Annotated in this window: 14 protein-coding genes and 2 pseudogenes; 5 read left to right on the top strand and 11 right to left on the bottom strand. The window is 41.7% G+C overall.

All coding sequences use genetic code 11. The annotated features are described in order from the left end of the window. Window positions 1-2: 2 nt before the first annotated feature. From CEF17_RS18345 to CEF17_RS18330, 3 genes and pseudogenes are all read right to left on the bottom strand, one after another. A pseudogene (locus tag CEF17_RS18345) lies at window positions 3-1,575 on the bottom strand (acyl CoA:acetate/3-ketoacid CoA transferase). A 292-nt stretch (window positions 1,576-1,867) separates the two neighbouring features. After that, the gene (locus CEF17_RS18335) at window positions 1,868-3,922 is read right to left on the bottom strand and encodes a sigma 54-interacting transcriptional regulator (protein ID WP_157843091.1); all 2,055 of its coding nucleotides are present in this window, start codon (window positions 3,920-3,922) and stop codon (window positions 1,868-1,870) included. Between the two features lie 77 nt (window positions 3,923-3,999). Further along, a complete protein-coding gene (locus tag CEF17_RS18330) occupies window positions 4,000-5,181 on the bottom strand; it encodes an acetyl-CoA C-acetyltransferase (RefSeq protein WP_100400975.1) in 1,182 nt (393 codons plus the stop codon). A 435-nt stretch (window positions 5,182-5,616) separates the two neighbouring features. Between CEF17_RS18330 and CEF17_RS18325 the strand changes: the two are divergent. The 3 genes and pseudogenes from CEF17_RS18325 to CEF17_RS18315 form a co-directional block, all read left to right on the top strand. Beyond that, window positions 5,617-5,769: pseudogene (locus CEF17_RS18325) on the top strand (transposase); the annotation flags it as partial. 785 nt (window positions 5,770-6,554) lie between these two features. Next, the gene (locus CEF17_RS18320) at window positions 6,555-7,673 is read left to right on the top strand and encodes a GerAB/ArcD/ProY family transporter (protein WP_100400974.1); all 1,119 of its coding nucleotides are present in this window, start codon (window positions 6,555-6,557) and stop codon (window positions 7,671-7,673) included. Between the two features lie 489 nt (window positions 7,674-8,162). Then, window positions 8,163-8,324, top strand: coding sequence for an aspartyl-phosphate phosphatase Spo0E family protein (locus CEF17_RS18315; protein ID WP_232725642.1), 162 nt, complete (start codon window positions 8,163-8,165; stop codon window positions 8,322-8,324). Window positions 8,325-8,363: 39 nt separating this feature from the next. Here CEF17_RS18315 and CEF17_RS18310 read toward each other — a convergent pair whose 3' ends face one another. Further along, window positions 8,364-8,621, bottom strand: coding sequence for a hypothetical protein (locus CEF17_RS18310; protein ID WP_100400972.1), 258 nt, complete (start codon window positions 8,619-8,621; stop codon window positions 8,364-8,366). A gap of 193 nt (window positions 8,622-8,814) precedes the next feature. Between CEF17_RS18310 and CEF17_RS20165 the strand changes: the two genes are divergently transcribed. Next, window positions 8,815-8,976: a hypothetical protein gene (locus CEF17_RS20165; protein WP_157843090.1), complete on the top strand. Its 162-nt coding sequence runs from the start codon at window positions 8,815-8,817 to the stop codon at window positions 8,974-8,976. Window positions 8,977-9,381: 405 nt separating this feature from the next. Here the strand turns inward: CEF17_RS20165 and CEF17_RS18305 are convergent, their stop codons facing one another. The 5 genes from CEF17_RS18305 to ectA all read right to left on the bottom strand — a co-directional run bounded on the left by CEF17_RS18305 (window position 9,382) and on the right by ectA (window position 18,818). Beyond that, window positions 9,382-10,866, bottom strand: coding sequence for a glutamate synthase subunit beta (locus tag CEF17_RS18305; RefSeq protein ID WP_100400971.1), 1,485 nt, complete (start codon window positions 10,864-10,866; stop codon window positions 9,382-9,384). Window positions 10,867-10,869: 3 nt separating this feature from the next. Then, window positions 10,870-15,498, bottom strand: coding sequence for a glutamate synthase large subunit (gene gltB / locus CEF17_RS18300; RefSeq protein WP_100401229.1), 4,629 nt, complete (start codon window positions 15,496-15,498; stop codon window positions 10,870-10,872). Between the two features lie 449 nt (window positions 15,499-15,947). Then, complete coding sequence (gene asd, locus CEF17_RS18295) at window positions 15,948-16,985, bottom strand: aspartate-semialdehyde dehydrogenase (RefSeq protein ID WP_100400970.1); 1,038 nt, start codon at window positions 16,983-16,985, stop codon at window positions 15,948-15,950. A gap of 50 nt (window positions 16,986-17,035) precedes the next feature. After that, entirely contained in the window at window positions 17,036-18,310 is a 1,275-nt protein-coding gene (ectB, locus tag CEF17_RS18290; RefSeq protein WP_442857465.1) for a diaminobutyrate--2-oxoglutarate transaminase, read from the bottom strand. Window position 18,311: 1 nt separating this feature from the next. Further along, entirely contained in the window at window positions 18,312-18,818 is a 507-nt protein-coding gene (gene ectA / locus CEF17_RS18285) for a diaminobutyrate acetyltransferase (protein ID WP_100400968.1), read from the bottom strand. 207 nt (window positions 18,819-19,025) lie between these two features. Here ectA and CEF17_RS18280 point away from each other — a divergent pair, with 207 nt between their 5' ends. Continuing rightward, a complete protein-coding gene (locus CEF17_RS18280; protein ID WP_100400967.1) occupies window positions 19,026-20,255 on the top strand; it encodes an aspartate kinase in 1,230 nt (409 codons plus the stop codon). A gap of 455 nt (window positions 20,256-20,710) precedes the next feature. Here the strand turns inward: CEF17_RS18280 and CEF17_RS18275 are convergent, their stop codons facing one another. Both CEF17_RS18275 and CEF17_RS18270 read right to left on the bottom strand, forming a co-directional pair. Then, complete coding sequence (locus CEF17_RS18275; protein ID WP_100400966.1) at window positions 20,711-20,917, bottom strand: anti-repressor SinI family protein; 207 nt, start codon at window positions 20,915-20,917, stop codon at window positions 20,711-20,713. A 266-nt stretch (window positions 20,918-21,183) separates the two neighbouring features. Continuing rightward, window positions 21,184-21,303: ATP-binding protein (locus CEF17_RS18270; protein ID WP_232725695.1), on the bottom strand; the 120-nt coding region annotated here is incomplete at its 5' end.

Below are 21,303 nucleotides of genomic sequence, written 5' to 3'. Positions count from 1 at the left end.
TTCTACAACACGGCAATCCTTTTTTCTTTATCAAACGTCATCCCCATTTTTTCATCCTTAAAAATTGCGAGATCCATTTCCTTTAAATGGGGTGAAATGGCTGGAACAAATCCCATCTGTTGGATGATGTCTCTTTCAAGATCAACTCCAGGGGCGATTTCTACTAATGTAATTTTCCCGTCTCCAAGTTGAAAGACGGCTCTTTCTGTAATATAGAGAACAGGCTGGTTGACTTCATTTGCGTATTCACCACTAAATGTTATGTGCTCTACCTTCTCAACGAACTTTTTGATTTTTCCTTCTCTTACAATAGACAAGCTTCCATTCTCATTAACCTCAATTTCCAAGCCGCCTGCTGTAAACGTCCCACAAAAAATGACTTTTTTAGCGTTTTGAGTGATGTTAATAAACCCGCCTGCCCCGGCTATCTTTGGACCAAATTTACTAACATTTACATTTCCTTGATAATCTAATTGGGCAAGCCCTAAAAACGCAACGTCTAATCCTCCGCCGTCAATCAAACTGATAAGGCTGATCGATAATAATGTCAGGGTTCATGGAAGCACCAAAACTCAGTCCCCCTGCAGGCACTCCACCAATAGGACCAGATTCAAGGGTCAGACGCATTTGGTCTCCTATTCCTTCCTCAGCAGCTATCATCGCAACCCCTTCTGGCATACCGATTCCTAAATTGGTGATGGCATTTGGAACCAGTTCTATCGCTGATCTCCTGGCAATAATTTTCCTTTCATCTAAAGGAAGGCGGGGAAGAGAACTAAGAGAAGCTTTGATTTCCCCTGAATAAGATGGATTATATTGCTCCCCGAACGTCTGCATATGATTTTCCGGCTGTGACTCAACAATTGCATCCACGTAAATCCCCGGTATTTTAGCCATTCGTGGATCAAGCGACCCTTTTTCTACAATTTTTTCTACTTGTAAAATGACAATGCCGCCGGAATTTTTTGCAGCTTGGGCGATCGAAAGGATTTCTAAGGTCCCGGCCTCTTTTTCCATGGTAGCGTTTCCATTTTCATCAGCAAAGGTGCCACGAATGAGTGCTACATCAATGGGAAAGGTTTTATAAAAAAGAAGCTCCTTCCCGTGAATCGTAAAGAGCTCCACATGCTCTTCTTTACTTGCTTCGTTTAACTTACCACCATCATTTCGTGGATCAACAAAGGTCTTTAACCCCACATGAGTAAGGGTCCCGGCTTTCCCCGCAGCAATATCCCTGAATAAATGAGTGATAACCCCCTGAGGAAGATTATAGGCTTCAATTTTGTTTTCAATAGCAAGCTTTTGTAGCTTGGGTGCGAGCCCCCAGTGACCACCAATGACCTTCTTGACGAGACCCTCGTGCCCCAAATGGTTTAATCCTTTGTTTTTTCCGTCTCCCTGTCCGGCAGCATATACCACTGTTACATCCTTAGGCTCATGAGTCTGTATAAATCTTTTTTCCACGGCTTTTGTCAGTTCCTCAGGATGCCCATTTCCCACAAATCCGCCCGTTGCAATGGTGGAACCATTTTTAATCATTTTTACAGCCTCTTGAGCTGATTTTATTTTGCTCATTGATATCCCCCTACCTTTTTACAGAAATCACTTTCTCTATGTAAAAATGCAAAAATTGTGCCAAGAGTTGCAGAGGAGTGACCTGGTAATAGCAAGGGAAACAGCAAGCGCTTACATGAAGTTTTTCACTTTACTGTTCGGATTTATGAACATAACAATGTCTTCTTTTGTTATTGTGTTCACTTTTCCTTACACCTTAATTCAAATCTTTGTACAGTGTAATAATTTCCGTACACTTTTCGGAATTGATATACAAAAAAAAGAAAAGCTGCAAATGTTCTCAGCTTTTCTCTCATCCATTCAGGGAATATTTTTGTAATTTTTCATACAATGAGGTCCTGCTGACCCCAAGCAGCTTCGCAGCTTTTGTTTTATTTCCCCCTGTCTGGTATAGACAGTCTTGAAGCGCTTTCTTTTCTGTCTGACGCAATAGCTCATCGAGGGGTTGAACAGACAGGGCTCCCATGCGGCCCGTTATCTTACTGGGAAGATGGGTAACCGAAATTATCTCTCCACCCTCAGCCATATTTAAAGCTCTTTCCATTACGTTTTCTAGTTCTCGTATATTTCCAGGCCAAGGATAATGCATGAGGTATTGCTGGGCTTCCGGGCCAATACCGGATACATTTTTCCCAATCTGGTTCATCAGCTTCTTCCTAAAATGCTCTGCCAGAAGAAGAACATCTCTATCCCTTTCCCGTAGGCTTGGAATAGTAACGGCCATGACGTTTAAACGGTAAAAAAGGTCTGTTCGAAACTCTCCCTCACTCATCATGGCCTCTAAATCCCGATTGGTAGCTGCAATAATCCTTACATTCACGGGAGTAGAATAAGCGGACCCTATGCGCTCTACTTCTTTTTCTTGGAGAACTCTCAAAAATTTTACTTGCATGTGTAGGGGGAGCTCTCCAATTTCATCAAGGAAAATAGTTCCTCCATCAGCCGCTTCAAACTTCCCCTTTTTCCCACCTTTTTTTGCTCCAGTAAAAGAACCCTCTACATAGCCAAATAACTCGGACTCAAGAAGATCTGAGGGAATCGCCGCGCAATTCACCTTAACAAATGACCCAAGAGCCCGTGTACTTGCATTATGAATGGAGTGGGCAAATAGCTCCTTTCCGGTCCCGCTTTCCCCAAGAAGCAGCACATTAGACTCAGAAGATGCTGCTTTCTGGGCTATTTCTTTGGCTTCTTGAAGAGCGAGGCTCTCACCTATGATACTTGAAAAATGATACTTGGCTTTCGTTTCTTCCTTTAATTGCCCTTTGTATTGCTTTAATTCCTGTTCCATTTTCTTTATTCTTTTATGCAGGGCATTAAAACCACTGACATTTTTATAGAGTACCTTCCCGACAGCGCCGATCACTTCCCCATTTTTGATAATGGGGATCCTGCTTGCCACCATGTAATCTCCTTTTAATTTCTGCATGTCAGCGATCTCTGCTTTTCCCGTTTTTACGACAATATGCATTCGTGTGTTTTCGATGACCTCAGTACAATGCCTGCCTATTACTTTTTTAGGGTCGACACCCAGGAAGTCTGCGTACTCATTACTAAGCATGGTGATCAAACCTTTTTGATCCACGGTAACAATGCCATCATATAAAGACTCGATGACCGTCTCAAGGGCTTTTGTTCTCTCCTCCGCAACTTCCTCGCTTCTTTTTTGCATAAAAACAAACCCAGTCACCGTTACCTGGTCAAAAGGTGTAAAATATAGTTTTTCAATGGTGTAGAGGGTTTCTCTAATCACCGTTGAAACGGACTCGCTGATATGGTCCGCATTAAAAAGATGAAGACTTTCCTTTTCTGAAAGGATTTGGTCCAAACGGTCTTTTCCCGGTCGAATTTCCTTCCCAACCATCTCTTTTGCTGCTTCATTAGCAAAAATAACTTCCTTTTCCTGGCTTACAAGTAATACAGGATTGTTCCATTCATGAAAAAAACCATGAAGCAATTTGAAAGGATACCACACTTTTTCATTCCATGTCTTTTTCATGTGAGAAGACAGAACCGTTCCTTTAAAACTCCCCTCCTTGTCAATCACGGCAAAGGAAGAAACATCATTACTGGCAGGCCAAAAAGGGGCTCCCTCATAAAATACCATCTCTTTATGCAAGGATAATGTTTTAATAGGTTCAAAAGGATCTTTCCCCTGCTGCAAGGCACTTTTTAAGGTATGCTTTTCAATAAATCCTTTAAACCTGTTCTCTTTGTCCACCACAGGAACCTTTTCTTGGTCTGTGGTATTACAGATTTGCTCCCATGCTTTTTCTATGGTTGTTTCTTCGGTTAACACTAATGGAGGGTAAGACGTTATGTCTTTCAGCCATTTTAACTCATTCATCTTAGACCTCTCTTTCTCTTCGCCAAAAACATGAACGAAAAGAGCCTGGAAGGACCCAAGCTCTTTGTGCAGTCGTATCAGTTCCTCTCTACAATTAAAGACGTTCCCTGCCCGCCGCCGATGCAAAGGGTAGCTAAGCCCGTCTTAGCTTTACGACGTTTCATTTCATATAGTAAGGTTGTCAGCACGCGTGCACCGGAAGCACCAATCGGATGCCCAAGAGCAAGCGCTCCGCCGTTCACGTTTACTTTCTCTTTATCCAGGCCTAAATCCTTAACGACCGCAAGTGACTGAGCGGCAAAAGCTTCATTGGCTTCGACAAGGTCCAAATCCTCAACCGTGAGGCCTGCCCGCTTTAATGCTTGCTCAGAAGCCGGTACAGGCCCATACCCCATAATTTTAGGGTCCAGTGCAGCGCTTCCATATGATTTAATTATAGCTAAAGGGACAACTCCCAGCTTATCTGCTTTTTCCCTAGACATCACAATCAGCATGGCAGCCCCGTCGTTGATGCCTGAAGCATTACCGGCTGTCACTGCCCCTTCTTTTTTGAAGGCCGGCTTAAGCCTAGCAAGTTTTTCCAATGTCATTCCCGGTTTGGGAAACTCATCCTTATTTATGATCAAAGGCTCCCCTTTTCTTTGCGGCACAGAAACCGGTGTGATTTCCTCTTCAAACAAGCCTTCTTTTTGAGCCCTCTCTGTCCTCTTTTGGCTCTCAAGGGCAAACTCATCCTGTTGTTGACGTGTGAAGCTCCACTGCTCAGCAATATTTTCTGCAGTAATGCCCATATGAATGCCGTGAAATTTATCCATCAGCCCGTCAGTAAGCATCGTATCAATCATTGTGGCCTCCCCCGCCCGCTGACCCCAGCGGGCTGATGGAACCACATACGGAGCGTTGCTCATGCTTTCTACTCCACCGGCGAGTACTACTTCTGCATCCCCTAAAGCAATAAACTGAGCAGCCATGCTTACCGTTCGCAGACCAGACCCACACAATTTATTAATGGTGACAGCGGGGGTGGTCTCAGGCAACCCTGAGTATATTCCAACCTGACGGGCAACATTTTGACCAAGCCCTGCAGATAAGACGTTGCCAACCAGAACTTCATCAATATCTTCCGGTTTTATTCCTGCTCTTTCCATCGCACTCTTTGCAGCAGTCACACCCAAATCCACTGCGTTTAAAGAAGATAAGCTTCCTCCAAAACTCCCAATTGGCGTGCGTGCGGCGCTTGCTATCACTACTTCTCTCATTACTAGATTCCTCCCTGATGGTTTTATCTTTCCACCTTACATTCATGCAAATTCTATGCCAATCCGAATGCTTGTTTTCCAGATTGCAACACACCAGCGGAGTAAAACAATAAATATAAATCAGTGACACCTAACCTACAACACAAAATTAGATTTGCGTATCGTACGGTATAAACTATGGTAATCAGAAAAAAGATCTTCTCTATGTGTTAGGAGTTTAAATTGAATATAAACAATTTAACATAAAAGTATTAATATTAGAACATTTCATTTTTTAACGGACTTCCGACAGAAGTCTCCCTCTTCAAGAGTGTGAAGGGCGAAGCACAACGGTAAGGGGGAGATGAATGTCGGTTGGGCGATAGCCCAAAGGATTTTGTTTTTGAATGCTATATAGTATAATCAGTCTTATAACAAATAAGGATTGATATATCAATGAAATTAGATAGTAATAACCATTCAGTGTTCTTGATGTGTTATCATCTTGTCTTGGTTGTAAAATACAGAAGAAATGTCATTGATGACACTATTTCTGATTTTGGTAAAGACAAATTTGTCTCATTGGGCGATAAATATAACATCACACTGGAAAGAAAAAAGCCTTTCTATACAAAAACGGACAGGCAAGAAAGGTTTTGTATTTTCACTTTTGTTTCCCAGTTTGTTTTTGCGAACATATGACAATAACAGTATCAAAATGCCTACTTGAAAATCTGGTATGGTTCATTTTTCTAGAAATTCCTTATGAAGTTTAGTGACAAACGGCGTAATAGTCAGACTTTCACCGAACCAAAAATTCCTGACCCTGTTTCCAGGTCAAGGAGCCTGAAACCCTCTCCAACACCTCCAAATCAAAAGGATGGAAAGTACTAATTCAAGGAACCTTGGAAAGTCACAAGTTACAGGGAAAGAAAATAACCTGAACCAGTGTTTGCTCTTTCGTTATGTTAACCTCTTATATTCTCGTATTTTCCTACTTGGGTCCCTCAAAAATTGTGGATTTGAATGTGAGAGTAATAATCAAAACCAAAATAATGCTTAGGAAAGAAGATATCAAAATGCTCACTCTGGCCAAGATCAAAACGAATTTGTTAGTGAAACAGAGTCTTAACAATTTCGTCAACAGAACCAGCAATCTCAGCAGCGTTACCTTCTAGAGGAACCTCTTTTATTCAGAGGTTCCTTTTATTATTCTCCAAGACGGATGCTAAATACTTCCGCCTTCTCTGAATGCTTTGGTGCAGGTTCATGATTAAAAATACTTAGGAAAGGAGAGAATTTTGAAAGGAAACAGATAAAAAGAAGTAAATGGAAAATAATATTGTTTAGCTCCATGTAAAACATACCTTATAGAACAAAGTCGGTGACAAACAATGAGCATAAAACCTCATCAATACGAAATGAAAGCTTCTGAATTAGGTTGTGTCCTTATTTCATACAGTTTTGGAGTAGGAATTTTAACACTCCCAAGAGATTTGGCCGTAAGTCTGGATACCTCTGATGGATGGATAACCGTTCTTTTAGCCGGTTTTATTATTCTCCTTTTAGTCTATTTCTGTGTCACTTGGCAAAAACACTTCATCCGAGAAAATGTTTTTGAATACTTGCTTAGAGGACCTCTTAGTAAATGGATTGCTTTTCCATTAATTCTTTTGTTCCTCATGTATTTTATATTGTTAGCTGCTGTGGTCCTTCGCTATTTTGGTATAGCCTCAAAAATGTATTTGCTTGACCAGACTCCTACTGAAGTTCTTGTGATGGTCATGTTGATTATAAGTGCTTATGCCGCCTCAAAAGGTATCGAAGGAATCGTATTTTTAAATATCTTATTCGTTCCCACCATTATCCTAGCGTTAAGTGGTGTCATTGTTTTAAACATCGGTAACGCTGAGGTTGAAAAAATGTTTCCAGTGTTGGCAGAAGGTTTGTTTCCTGTTTTTGAAGGTGTCTTTCTTCCTTTGTTTGCTTTAAATTCTGTTATTCCCTTATTTTTTTTGCTTGGTTTTTTACACCAAAAAGAAGTAAAAAACAAACCACTGTTCATCAGCGTGGGAATTACTACGTTAATCTATGTTGGAATTGTAATCATCTCCTACATGATCTTTTCAGTAGACACGGCGAAAATTATAGTCTTTCCAACCATTGAAGTAGCTAAAGAAATTGAACTCGGAGGCATATTTGAAAGGATTGAATCCGTGTTTTTAGCAGTATGGGTATTAAGCATCTTCACCACCGTAAAGCTTTTATTTTTTCTTTCCGTAGAGGTCATTAGAGAAATCTTTCTAACAAAACGGAAGACTCCCTGGCTTCCGGGAATCATTGCCTTTGTCATCTTTCTTGTTACCTTCTTTCCAGAAAATGAAGCAGAGTTACAGGCCTTTGTGGAATACTTAAACTACATGGGGATAGGATTAATTTTCATTGTGTTAACGATTACAGCAATAACAATAAGAGTACGTAAGAAGCGAAAGACAAAAGATCTCTCAATGTGAATTTTGTGTGGGAAGGATTGCCCAATATAAATTTTCGTTCCCTTGTTCCAAGAGTTTATATCATTAGGCAGCGAATGCCTTCTTTTTTGACGTTGAGCGCCGCATTGACACTCTATCGAGATGAAGACCGCGGTTAGCTTGGTCAATATAGATGGCTACCAAAAGCATCTACTTCCCAAGAAGCCCCACTTCAATTAGACCGCAAGGTCGATAAGTGGTGGGTAGTTCACTTCATTTATCACTTGCACTTCCAAGATAATTGATGCTATCTGTTAGATCTTTACCTACATTAGGGGGTAAATAACTATATAATTTCACCGCTGAAACTTTTACCAATATTTCAATTTATTAACAAAAAGTTTTTTTTATGGAAAACGTTTGTCTGTTACTTTATGATGGAGCATGTGTCTGGATTTTCAACGAGAACATTTCAGCTAAGACGCCCAATTTATTTACATATGGGAGGATAGCAATGAAATGAAAGTGATTATGGAATGGATGATAAAGATTAAAAAGAAGAAGATGTATAAAAAAGCGAAACGATATGGACTAACGGATGAAAGAACCGTTCATTGTAGTCAGGAACTAGACGTTTTACTAAATAAGTATCAAGAATTAAAGAAAAAATCTGATGATATATCACTGATTTAAAGGAAAAGGAAGGGGTCTTATGTATCTCCTTCCTTTCTATCAGCGTTTAACAAATGACAATAAAAACTCGCGGAAGGGAAAGTCCTCTCTCCTATGTTCGAACTCTTTTGAATCAATACGCAAAACATTACCATCAGACATGTTACCAATCTGAACAGTAGCTACCATGTTATCGTTTACGTCAAAGAAATATATGTCAGCAACCATAGGTCCATTACCAACAGAAAACTGGTACTCGTATTTAATACAATAGCTATTAGTTCTTTTGACATTATAATATCCCCCTAGTATTAGCATATACTTTTTTATCCTATTAATCACTTCCCTTCTTAATAGTGTAGAAAGTGGCCACTACCCATTTTTTGTTTTATGTTCTACCCTACAGAACAAATGACAAACCGCAAATAACACGCAGTAAGTTAAAGTTAAGTTAATCTGGTGGTTGAACTTTTTCTTTGGGGAATGATATCAAATCAAAGGGTGGAGATTTATGGAAGAAATCTTAAAGGCTATACTAGGCCTTCACGATAAGTTTGATAAATTAGAAAAGCAAGTTTCGCAGCTTGAAACACAAACAATCCAAGGGTTTAGAGAAGTGAATGAGAAATTAGAGCGGAATAGCAACGAAGATGTGATTACTAAAGACGTTTAATAAAATCACATAAACTTTATCAAAAGATACCTATTCCTTGTCGATCGCAACCACAATATGATTTTAAATAGGTTGAACGAAAACTAAGGGAGCGAATAGCTCTGTTTTTTCAGGAAGTAACCGGATGGATAACAGAAGATCAAAGCAAAGGCTATAATTACCTTAGAAAGGATCTGTTCAGAAAATTCCATGGATACAAGCTTGTAAACGGAGACCAGTGGTTGATGTCAATATTTTAGCCGAGGGAATATCGTTGAAGACTTGTGACAGTGAAGTATCAAAGTCAGAGACCATTAAAGAAGAAAATGCTAAGATCATATAATAATCCATGGATTCTACCTATCTGGCTCAAGCTCTTGTCGTGCTACAACTGTTTAAGGCCTGGCTTTTTTGCCAGGCCCTTTCTTATGGAAGATCAGTGTTCCCCATTAAATAACGATCGCATTCTCTTGCCGCTTCTCTTCCTTCATTAATCGCCCATACGATCAAGCTTTGCCCTCTGCGCATGTCACCTGCTGCAAATATTCCTTTAACGTTTGTCTGGTACTTTCCATACTCTGCTTTTACATTTGACCTCTCATTCGTTTCAATCCCCAGGCTTTTAATTATGGATTGCTCTGGACCAGTAAAACCGATCGCCAGTAATACTAATTGAGCAGGCCATACTCTCTCCGTTCCGGGAATTTCTTTTTTTACTTTCTTGCCCGTCGCATCTATGAGTTCTTCCACGTTGATCGTATGAACCTCCATGACGCGGCCTTCTTCGTCACCAACAAATTTCTTGGTAACAACAGTATAGGCCCGGGGGTCTTTACCAAAGACAGCTTCTGCTTCCTTATGGCCGTACTCCACTCTGTGTATCACTGGCCATTGGGGCCAGGGGTTATCATCCAGACGTTCTGTTGATTTCTTGACATGATAATCAAATTGAGTGAGGCTCTTACAGTTATGGCGCACAGACGTTGCCAAGCAGTCTGTTCCTGTATCACCGCCGCCAATCACAATGACGTCTTTTCCTTCGGCAGAAATATAATTACCATCTTCCAAATTAGAATCCAACAAACTTTTCGTATTCTTATGAAGAAATTCCATCGCAAAGTGAATTCCTTTTAATTCTCTGCCTTCAATGTCTAAATCTCGATGAACTGCTGCTCCACCACACAAAATGACAGCGTCATATTGCTCATGCAAATCCCTTAACGAAATGCCTTTTCCTACCTCGGTATTCATAACAAAAGTGATTCCTTCTTCTTTTAATAGATTCACACGCCGCTCCACAATATGATAAGGCAGCTTCATTTCAGGTATCCCGTAAGTCAACAAGCCGCCTGGTCTGTCGTTTCGTTCATAGACGGTAACCCAATGACCTGCTTTATTAAGCTGGGCCGCACATGCTAAGCCGGCTGGTCCAGAACCGATCACCGCGACCTTTTTCCCTGTCCGTCTGGACGGAGGTTCTGGTTGCACCCATCCTTCTTCGAATCCTTTTTCAATGATTGCCCTTTCAATCGTCCGAATGGCCACTGGAGGCTCGTTAATTCCAAGCACACAAGCGCCCTCACAGGGAGCCGGACATGCAAAACCGGTGAATTCAGGGAAATTATTCATTCTATGTTCTCTTCGTAAAGCTTCTTGCCACTGTCCCTGGTAAACAAGGTCATTCCATTCCGGAATTAAATGATACACAGGACAGCCAGTGGTCATTCCATTAAGGTTTGTGCCCATATGGCAAGTAGGGATCCCACAGTCCATACAGCGGGCCCCCTGTATCTGCACTTCTTTTTCCGCCAGCGGCAAGGTATAATCTTCCCAATCTTTCCTTCGTTCCCAAGGGTCACGTTCAGGCCAGGTTTGCCTCTGATAATCCATAAAGCCAGTTGGTTTTCCCATTGCCTACCCCTCCAGCCTTCTAGGTTCTTTTTTTCCTTCTACCTCTTTGTTACTTTCATTAAAAGCCTCCAGGGCGGCTTCATACTTACTAAGACCTCGTGCTTCATGGTGCTTAATTCTTTCATTCATCTCCAAGTAATCCTTAGGGATCACTTTTACAAATTTGGGAAGGAGGGCATTCCATTTGTCCAACACTCTCTTGCCTTTAGGGCTCTGGGTATACTCCACATGCCTTGCAATCATTTGATAAACTTCTTCTTGTTCTTGGGGGTCACTCAACGATTGAAGAAGCACCTGTTCTGTATTGCAGGAGTCCTCAAATTCACTAAAAGACTCAGTAAGAACATAAGCTGTGCCGCCTGACATTCCTGCGGCAAAGTTTTTCCCCGCCCTACCTAGTACAATTACTTTCCCTCCTGTCATGTATTCACAACCATGATCTCCTACCCCTTCTACCACAGCGCTTATCCCGCTGTTTCTTACACAAAACCGCTCGCCAGCCAGGCCGTTAACGTAGGCTTCCCCACTACTGGCTCCGTAGAAGGATACATTGCCGATAATTGTATTCTTTGAGGAGTCAAAGGTTGATTTCTTAGAAGGATAAACAATGATCTTTCCGCCTGAAATTCCTTTTCCTACATAATCATTTGCATCCCCTACAAGGGTCATGGTCAAACCTTGCGGAATGAAGGCACCAAAGCTCTGACCCGCTGACCCTTTGAATTTGATACGAATCGTATCCTCAGGAAGACCTTCCTGACCGTGACGTTTCGTTATTTCGCTGCCCAGGAGCGTTCCAGCTACACGGTTAATATTTCGTATCGGGAGAGTCACTTCGAAAGGCTCGCCTTTTTCAATTGCTCGTTTACAGAGAGGGATAAGCTCTTGTTTATCCAAGGTTTTGTCTAGGCCGTGTACTTGTTCTACTGCTGCATGTCGCTTGACTTCCGCCGGGACATCAGGCTGGTATAAAAGATTCTCCAAATTTATTCCTTTGGTTTTCCAGTGGTTTACGGCAGTGTCAGCTTGAAGGACATCTGTTCTCCCTATCATTTCATTAACTGTACGAAAGCCTAATTCTGCCATCAATTCCCGAACTTCCATGGCTATAAATTTCATAAAGTTCACAACATGGTCAGGAGTTCCGGTGAATTTTTTTCTTAATTCCGGATTTTGGGTCGCTACACCCACAGGGCACGTATCCAAATGACACACCCGCATCATGATACAGCCCAGGACTACCAAAGGAGCTGTAGAAAACCCAAACTCCTCTGCTCCAAGTAATGAAGCTATCACCACATCTCTTCCAGTCATCATTTTCCCATCAGTCTCGACAACAATACGATCTCGGAGTCTATTCAATAATAAGGTTTGATGGGTTTCTGCCAGGCCGATTTCCCATGGCATACCAGCATGCTTTAAACTCGTTCGGGGGGCGGCTCCTGTGCCGCCATCGTAACCACTGATCAGTACAAGATCGGCTCGTCCTTTAGCAACCCCGGCTGCAATGGTACCAACTCCGGCCGCAGACACAAGCTTGACGCTGATCCTAGCCTCTGGATTAGCGTTTTTTAAGTTGTGAATCAGTTCAGCAAGGTCTTCTATGGAATAGATATCATGGTGGGGCGGGGGCGATATTAAAGCTACACCCGGTGTTGATCCTCTTACTTCAGCAATCCATGGGTAGACCTTTTTCCCGGGAAGATGACCGCCCTCACCAGGCTTAGCTCCCTGAGCAATTTTTATTTGGATTTCATCAGCATTGTGTAAATAATAATTGTTCACTCCAAAGCGTCCGGAAGCCACTTGTTTTATTGCACTTCGTCGAAGGTCTCCGTTTGGGTCAGCGGTAAACCTTTCAGGGGTCTCTCCTCCTTCCCCGGAATTGCTTTTTCCACCTATCCTGTTCATAGCAATAGCTAATGATTCATGAGCTTCTTCACTAATAGAGCCATATGACATGGCTCCTGTTTTAAAGCGGCGGCATATGGAATCTACAGACTCTACTTCTTCTAAAGGCACAGGCTCTTGTGCTTTAAAGGAAAGAAGCCCCCGCAAGGATTGAAGGTTATGATCGCGGTCTGTAATTAAACAGGAGTATTTTTTAAAAAGATCATAATCATTGCTTCGACACGCCTGCTGCAGTATATGAATCGTTCGAGGGTTATACTGGTGGTCTTCGCCATGTTTTCGCCACTGAAAATCATCACCCGTCTCAAGGGTAAGTTCTCCATTTCTTTTTTCATAGAAGGCATTCTTGTGTCTCATTAATACTTCTTTTTCTATCATTTCCAGGTCAATCCCCCCCAAGCGGGAAGAGGTCCTTGTAAAGTATCTGTCTATCACATTTGAATGAATACCTACCGCTTCAAAGATTTGCGCCCCTCGATAACTTTGAATGGTTGATATCCCCATTTTCGATAACACCTTAACAATCCCATCGGTTGCTGCTTGTATATAAGTGTCAACAGCTTCATCATAAGAAACACTGCGAATGTCCCCCTTTTGGATTAAATCATTCAAAGAAGCAAAGGCAAGATAAGGATAAACGGCCTCAGCGCCGTACCCTAAGAGAGCTGCAAAGTGATGTACTTCTCTTGGTTCGCCTGACTCCAGCAGAATGCTCACTTTTGTTCGCTTATTATTTCGAATTAAGTGGTGATGGAGCCCTGCTACTGCCAGTAAAGCTGGCATAGCCGCTTCTTTTTCTGTTACTCCCTGGTCTGACAGAATCAACAGAGTAGCCCCTTTTTCAATGGCATTCTCCGCCTTCTTAAATAACGTATCTAATGACCTTTGGAGCTGGAGGTTGCTGCTTTTTGCATCAAATAATATAGACAATGTATGAGATTTAAAGCCTTCCATTTCATTATTTCTAAGCTTTTCAAAGTGTTTCTGGCTTAATACCGGGGTTTCCAAGCGAATTTTCCTGCAGCTTTCCGGTGTTGGTTCAGCCAAATTTCCTTCAGCCCCAATCGTTGTGACTACCGAGGTAATCACTTTTTCCCTGATGGCATCAATCGGAGGATTGGTGACTTGGGCAAACAGCTGCTTAAAATAGTTATATAGAAGCTGAGGCTTTTTAGATAATACAGCTAGTGGTGAATCATACCCCATCGATCCTACTGGATCTTTTCTGTCGGTTATCATTGGTTTTAGTATTTTATTCAGCTCTTCCACAGTATAGCCGAAGGCTTTTTGCTGCTGAATGAGTTCTTCCTGGTTCCACGATGGGTGTCCAGAATCACTCCCTTCAGGCAAGTCGTCGTAGTTTAGCATATATTTTGTCAGCCACTTTTGGTACGGTTCCTTAGAACAAACTTCCTTTTTTATTTTATCATCAGGAATGATTTTCCCCTCTTCTAAGTCAACAAGAAGCATTTTCCCAGGGGAAAGACGTTCTTTAGAAACAATATCTTCAGGGTATACATCCAGGACACCGACCTCCGAACCAAAAATGATCAAGCCATCTTTTGTCACATAATATCTTGCGGGCCGTAACCCGTTGCGGTCCAGACAAGCTCCTATTTGCTTGCCATCCGTAAATATCACAGCGGCCGGGCCATCCCACGGTTCCATTAAACAGCTATGATACTCATAAAAGGCTCGCTTTTCCTCATCCATATTCTCTAGGTTGGCCCAAGGTTCGGGAATCATCATCATGGCAGTATGGGCGAGTGACCGTCCTGACAGATGAAGAAATTCAAAGGCATTATCAAACATAGAAGAATCACTTCCGTCTGTATCAATCACTGGAAGCAGCTTATCCAATTCATCCTTCTGAAAACAATCAGACTGGCAAAAGCGTTCCCGTGCTCGCATCCAGTTGACGTTTCCACGGATTGTGTTAAATTCACCGTTGTGTATTGTCATGCGGTTAGGATGAGAGCGTTCCCAGCTTGGAAAAGTATTGGTACTGAAGCGGGAATGTACGAGCGCAAAGGCAGATTTGAAATCAGGGTGATTCAGATCGATATAAAAAGAATCTAGCTGTTCTGGAATCAACATGCCTTTATAAACGATAGTCGTGGTAGAAAGACTGCAAATATAAAAACCTTCATTATTATTTCTTGCAGAGAAATTTTTTATATTTTCTTTTTCTGCTCGCTTTCGGATAATATAAAGTTTTCTTTCAAATTCTTTTTCATCCATTTTTTCTGCAGCTTGCCCAATAAACACTTGCCGGATATAAGGTTTGGATTTTTTAGCATTATCCCCCACAAAAGAGTCATTGACAGGGACGGACCTCCATCCTAAAAAAGTTTGTCCCTCTTCTTGGATAATCTTTTCCAGTTTCTCCTCACAGATCTTTCTTGCCTCAGGGTCCTGGGGAAGAAAAACATTTCCTGCGCCATATCGTCCCTCTTCAGGAAGGTTTATATCTTGCTTTTCACATTCCTGTTTAAAGAAGGAAAAAGGGATCTGAGTCATAATACCAGCCCCGTCTCCTGTATGGATATCCGCTGACTGTCCGCCCCTGTGCTCTAAATTGCAAAGAATGGTGACTCCGTGTTGAACAATATCGTGTGATTTTTTTCCATTTATATTAGCAATCATCCCGATTCCACACGCCTCATGTTCATTTCTTGGATCATATAAACCTTGTTCAGACGGATACCCGTATTTACCCATTAAAGACCTGCCCCCTTTATAAAATAAGCTGTTATTCATATAAGTGATGATGCTTCTTTTACACAACGGAAAAGTTTTCGTTTGTTGCTGGTGAGCTTTCATACGTCATAAATTTTCTCACCTTTATAGTTTGTCAGTATTTTACTGCTTATTAATTCACTTTCTTCCATTTTTCTGGTTGAATTTACCTCGTGCAAACTTCCACGCATACGAATAAAAAATGGCTTAGCACAACAAAAAAAGCCTCCACGAAAGGAAACTTTTTAGGTTCTTTATCTATACATCCTTTTGATTCTAAGGCACGTGATCTGCATGATTCCTTATTTTCCAAACCCTTAAGACCTCTGTTGTTTTTATAAGTCAGATCTCGCCTATCGCCTTTGCTTACACAAACCACAAAAACGGTTCACCGATAAAACAGAATGTAACTTATGGGTCACCCTTTTGATTCATTGCTTAATGTAGGCTTCTGCGATCTGAATACTGTTAAACGCTGCCCCTTTTAGCAAGTTACAGGACACGACCCACAGATGAAGCCCGTGGGAATAATTTAAATCTTTGCGTATACGCCCAACGTAAACGTCTGGACATCCGGCACAATCAATAGGCAAAGGATAAACCTGCTCTTTCGGGTCATCCTTTACTACTACCCCGGGCGCTTTTTCTAAAATTTCCCGGACTTCCTGAACATTGCTGATCTCTTTTTCTACTTCTACATAAATGGATTCAGAATGCCCGGTGAAAACAGGGACCCTGACACATGTAACCGCTATCTCCATATCCTGGTCGTTCATTATTTTTTTGGTTTCATTGATCATTTTCATTTCCTCAAAGGTATAACCATTCTCTTGAAATACATCTAGCTGAGGAATGACATTAAAAGCAATTTGATACTTTTTCTCTTCCGAAGCGACCGGTAAACTCTTCGGTGTAAAGGGCTTGTCATCTAAGATGGCTTGTGATTGTTCCCTCAGTTCTTTCATCGCTGCGTAACCGGCACCTGACACGGCCTGGTACGTAGAAACCACAATTCGTTTAATGCCGTATTCTATCTTTACGGGTTGTAGGGCCACAACCATTTGTATCGTCGAACAATTGGGATTTGCGATAATTCCTTTGTGGTTTGAAATTTCTGCTGCATTCACCTCTGGAACAACTAATGGAACATCAGGGTCCATACGAAACGCACTGGTATTATCAATGACAAGGGCTCCTCTTTTCACTGCTTCATGTGCGAATGTTTTACTGATTGAACCTCCTGCGCTAAATAGCGCGATATCTACTCCTTTAAAGGCCTCCGGAGTTGTTTCTTTGATCGTAATCTCTTTGCCTTTAAAGGTTATTGTTTTTCCAGCAGACCTTGCCGATGCTAAAGGAATTAACTGCTTTATAGGAAAGTCTCTTTCTTCCAAAACCTTTAACATTTGAGCACCTACTGCTCCTGTAGCTCCTACAATCGCAACATTAAATGTTTTAGAACCCTCCATACCTTTCCTCCACTTCCAACTTAAAAATGAAGCATCTTCTCTGAATTACCTTAGACACTGGCCTTGATGCTTTCTGACAGAATGTGTAATCCTTTCTTTAAGCCTTCCTCATCAATGGTTAATGGAGGCATGACTTTCGCAACCTGGTCTTCACTTCCTGCCGTTTCCATAATAAGGCCACGTTCAAACGCGGCACAACAAATGGCGCTGGCTAAGCCTTCTTTGCTGCATTCCATTCCATAGAATAACCCTCTACCCCTAACATCTGTAATAAACTGCGGATACTGAGCTTGCAGATTAGATAAAAAATCATAAACCATTTTTCCTTTTCGCGCCACCTCTTTTTCAAGGCTGTCATCTTCCCAAAAGCTTAACGCCTCTGTTGCTGTTACAAAGGCCAGGTTATTCCCTCGGAAGGTCCCGTTATGCTCTCCAGGCTCCCAAATATCATGCTCGGGTTTAAATAACGTCAAGGCTAATGGAAGGCCAAAACCGCCAATCGATTTTGATACACATATCATATCCGGGTTGATACCTGCCGGCTCAAAACTAAAAAACGGCCCCGTACGTCCTACTCCCGCCTGAATGTCATCAATTATTAATAAGATGTCCCAGCGGCGGCAAAGCTCCTCGATTCTTTTTATCCACTCAAAGCTGGCAACGTTGATCCCTCCCTCTCCTTGCACGGTTTCAAAAATTATCGCGGCGGGAAGGGACACGCCACTGCCACTATCTTCTAAAAATCGTTCTATATATTTCACTGTGTCCTGTCCTTCTCCCAAAAATCCATCAAATGGCATGGATACCCCGTTATGCAAAGGAATACCTGCCCCATGCCTTTTAAATTCGTTACCCGTAATCGACAAGGATCCTAGTGTCATCCCGTGAAAAGCATTGGTAAAACTCATGATGGACTCACGGCCAGTAATTTTACGCGCTAACTTCAATGCGCTTTCTACCGAGTTTGTTCCTGTCGGTCCAGGAAACATAACTTTATGGTTCAAATTACGAGGATCGAGGATGACTTCACGAAACCTTGTTAAAAATTCTTCTTTTGCCTTGGTTGCCATATCGAGCCCATGAATGACTCCGCCATTCTTTACATAGCTAAGAACCTTTTCCTGCATTTTCGGATGGTTATGTCCATAATTCACCACCCCAGCCCCTGCAAAAAAATCAATAAACTCATTCCCATTCACATCCGAAAGTTTATAGCCTTCCGCTTTCTCAAAGACAGTTGGAAAACTGCGGCAATAACTTCGAACTTCAGATTCATGTTCTTCAAACACATCTAAGGGCGGGTGAGTTGTCGCTTCTTTTTCCAAATTAATGACCTCCTTTAATGGTTTGTGGCATAAACGGCCCGATGCGATACAGTCTTTCTACCTCTTGATCGTCATCCGGAAATAACTTTTTCGAAAAACTATTTACGACCTGGATCCTAGTATCCAATTCATCAGCAAGCTTCGTAAATAATGCTTGAGAGGCCTCATTGGAAGGGGTAATGGTGGTTTCCAGAAAACGAACATGTTGACACTCGTCCCTCTTGATAATTTCCTTGAGAAGGTCCCCTGCCAGTCCCTCTCCTCGCTGAGATTCATCAACTGCAATTTGCCATAAAAAAATAGTGTCTGCCGCCTGAGGCTGCATAAAAGCTGAAGCAAACCCTACAATGTCTTCTTCCTTTTCAGCCACTACGCATGTGTCAGCAAAATACTTCGACATAACGATGTAATAATAAGGGGAATTGACATCAAGGACGCCAGTCCGTTTCACTAAGGTCCATACACTTTCCCCATCTTCAACTTGAGGTTTCCGAAGGTGTGTGTTTATTTTTGTAATAGACAGTTCAATGTCCTCCTCCCATTCAGGTAAATGTCAAGTTAGCATCCGCTTACTTATTTTTAGGAAAAAACGTCTCTTAATATGAGCTATATCTAAAGGCATTTGTTGAATTACCTTCCAGTTTATAAAGCACGTTCTTTGGCTCATACTAAAATGATTTGGTAAATAAACAGAAAAAATAAAAGGAGGGAAAACATGGGTGTTATTGTCCAAAAATATGGAGGCTCTTCTGTAGCAAATGTAGATAAAATTAAAAACGTGGCAAGACGGATTCAAAAACTCACTCAGGAAGGCCAACAAGTCGTGGCTGTTGTATCTGCTATGGGGGATACAACGGATGAGCTTGTGGAATTAGGACGCCGGGTTTCAGAGCACCCTCCTCCCAGGGAAATGGATATGTTAGTGATGACTGGAGAACAAGTATCCATGGCTTTATTGTCGATGGCTTTGCATGAATTAGGCCTCTCATCTGTTTCCTTAACTGGGTGGCAGGCCGGGATTCAAACAGAACCCGCCCATGGAAACGCTCGTATTCTCGATATTACACCAGACCGTGTCATGAATGAATTAGAAAAAGACAAAGTTGTCATCATTGCGGGCTTTCAAGGTGTGACCGAAGAGGGAGAAGTTGCTACGCTAGGCCGGGGCGGATCCGATACCACAGCTGTCGCTATTGCGGGTGCTATTAAAGCTGAACGTTGTGAGATTAATACAGACGTGGAAGGTGTTTTTACCGCTGATCCACGAATTGTGCCCCGGGCAAAAAAACTATCTTCCATTTCTCATGACGAAATGCTTGAACTAGCCACCCTAGGGGCTGTTGTGCTGCATCCCCGGGCTGTCGAGTGTGCAAAAGTCAATAACGTCAAATTAACTGTTCAATCCAGCTTTTCTGATAATATTGGAACGTCTATACAGGGGGGACGACGTATGGAAAAAAGTATCATCATAAGCGGTGTAACCAGTGACAGAGATGCCGTGAAAGTTAAGTTGTTAGGTCTGCCTAATCAGACTGGAGTCATGTCATCTGTATTTCACCTATTGGCTGACCAAAATATTAATGTGGATATGATTGTCCAAAGCGAACATGGAGAAGAAACCTTCGACATCTCTTTTACAATTCACAAAGATGACCTCCATAAAACAAGTGAAGTGATCAACAGGAACCAAGAACAGCTCCGTTTTACTGAAGCGGTGTCCGAAACTGACCTAGCAAAAGTATCCATCGTGGGCTCCGGGATGATTACGAATCCAGGCGTTGCCGCAAAAATGTTTGACACATTAAGCCGCAATGATATCCAAATCAAAATGACTAATACTTCTGAAATTAAGGTTTCTTGCATGATACCTGAAAAGGCAAGTAAGAAAGCCGTGCAAGTGTTACACACTGCTTTTGGATTAGACGACATGGAGATAGAAGGGTAAAAGCTGGCTTATAAAATCGTTACCAGGAGAATAAGACGTAAAAGTGTCTCTCCCCTTAAACATCATTCCTTTTAAGAATATGAGCTTAGTACCTAGTTGTCCCATACATTCCTCTTTTCTCTAGCCTAAAACTTGATCCCTTCTTTCAGTAGTTTAACACCACAAAAAAGCAAGGCTCACTCAAAGCCTTGCCATACCTCTGTTTTTCTGAAACGAGGGAGAGTTCTAAAGGTCGCCAGCACGTTTAAGGGCTATCATGAATTGTACTTACTGGATCCTTTACGATCGCCTGTCCTTATTTCACGGTCGAGAAACTGTATGCAGAACTTGAAGCCACGATGCTATTAGAACTTGGTAGACTAACTAGATAGAAGAGTAATAATAATTACACATCCTTTTAATACCTTTATAATAAAAGTATTCACCTCGATTAAAACAAATGATCTGTTAGTGAATCACTGTTGTTTTTTACGCTGTTCAGCAAGCAAAAAATCATAAAACTCCTCTTTAGTCACCTTTGATTCCATCGCTTCTTCTACCAGTTCCATCCATTCTTTTGATAAGGGTGGATCAGAATGCTCTCTCTTTTCTTTCCGGCCCTGAATAGTTTCTTGCTTTGTTTTTAAACGTCCCCAGACCTTATCTTCCAGACGGCTTCTCATGAAAATCCCCCATTTCCTTAGGATATTTCCCTCATTTTACCATACTTGTGTCATATAATGAACACTTTGTTCTTTTTTTAGTTTTTCTTTGAATTTGTGTTTCCCCTGCTAGTTAGTTTGCCTGCCCCAACGGTATGTTTGTAAGAAGAAATAAAACAACGTTTGAAGAAACGTATAATCTTACCAAGAAACCTTTGTTTTAACGTTGGATTATGCACTTTTTATCCAGTTGTAACCGTCAAGTGGAAATGAACATTTTTTGCTCGTTATTTTTGAGCACTTTTCGCTTGAAACAAAGATTTACGATACTTAATTCGATGACTGCCGCCATTCAAGTGAACGACTTCCGAGCGATGGAGAAGGCGATCCAAGATGGCCGTGGTGAT

This window comes from Bacillus sp. FJAT-44742 (assembly GCF_002797315.1).
Taxonomy (GTDB): Bacteria; Bacillota; Bacilli; order Bacillales; family Marinococcaceae; genus Thalassorhabdus; species Thalassorhabdus alkalitolerans.
The sequence above is the reverse complement of the archived record's forward strand: the minus strand, read 5'-3'. Positions and strand labels throughout refer to the sequence as shown.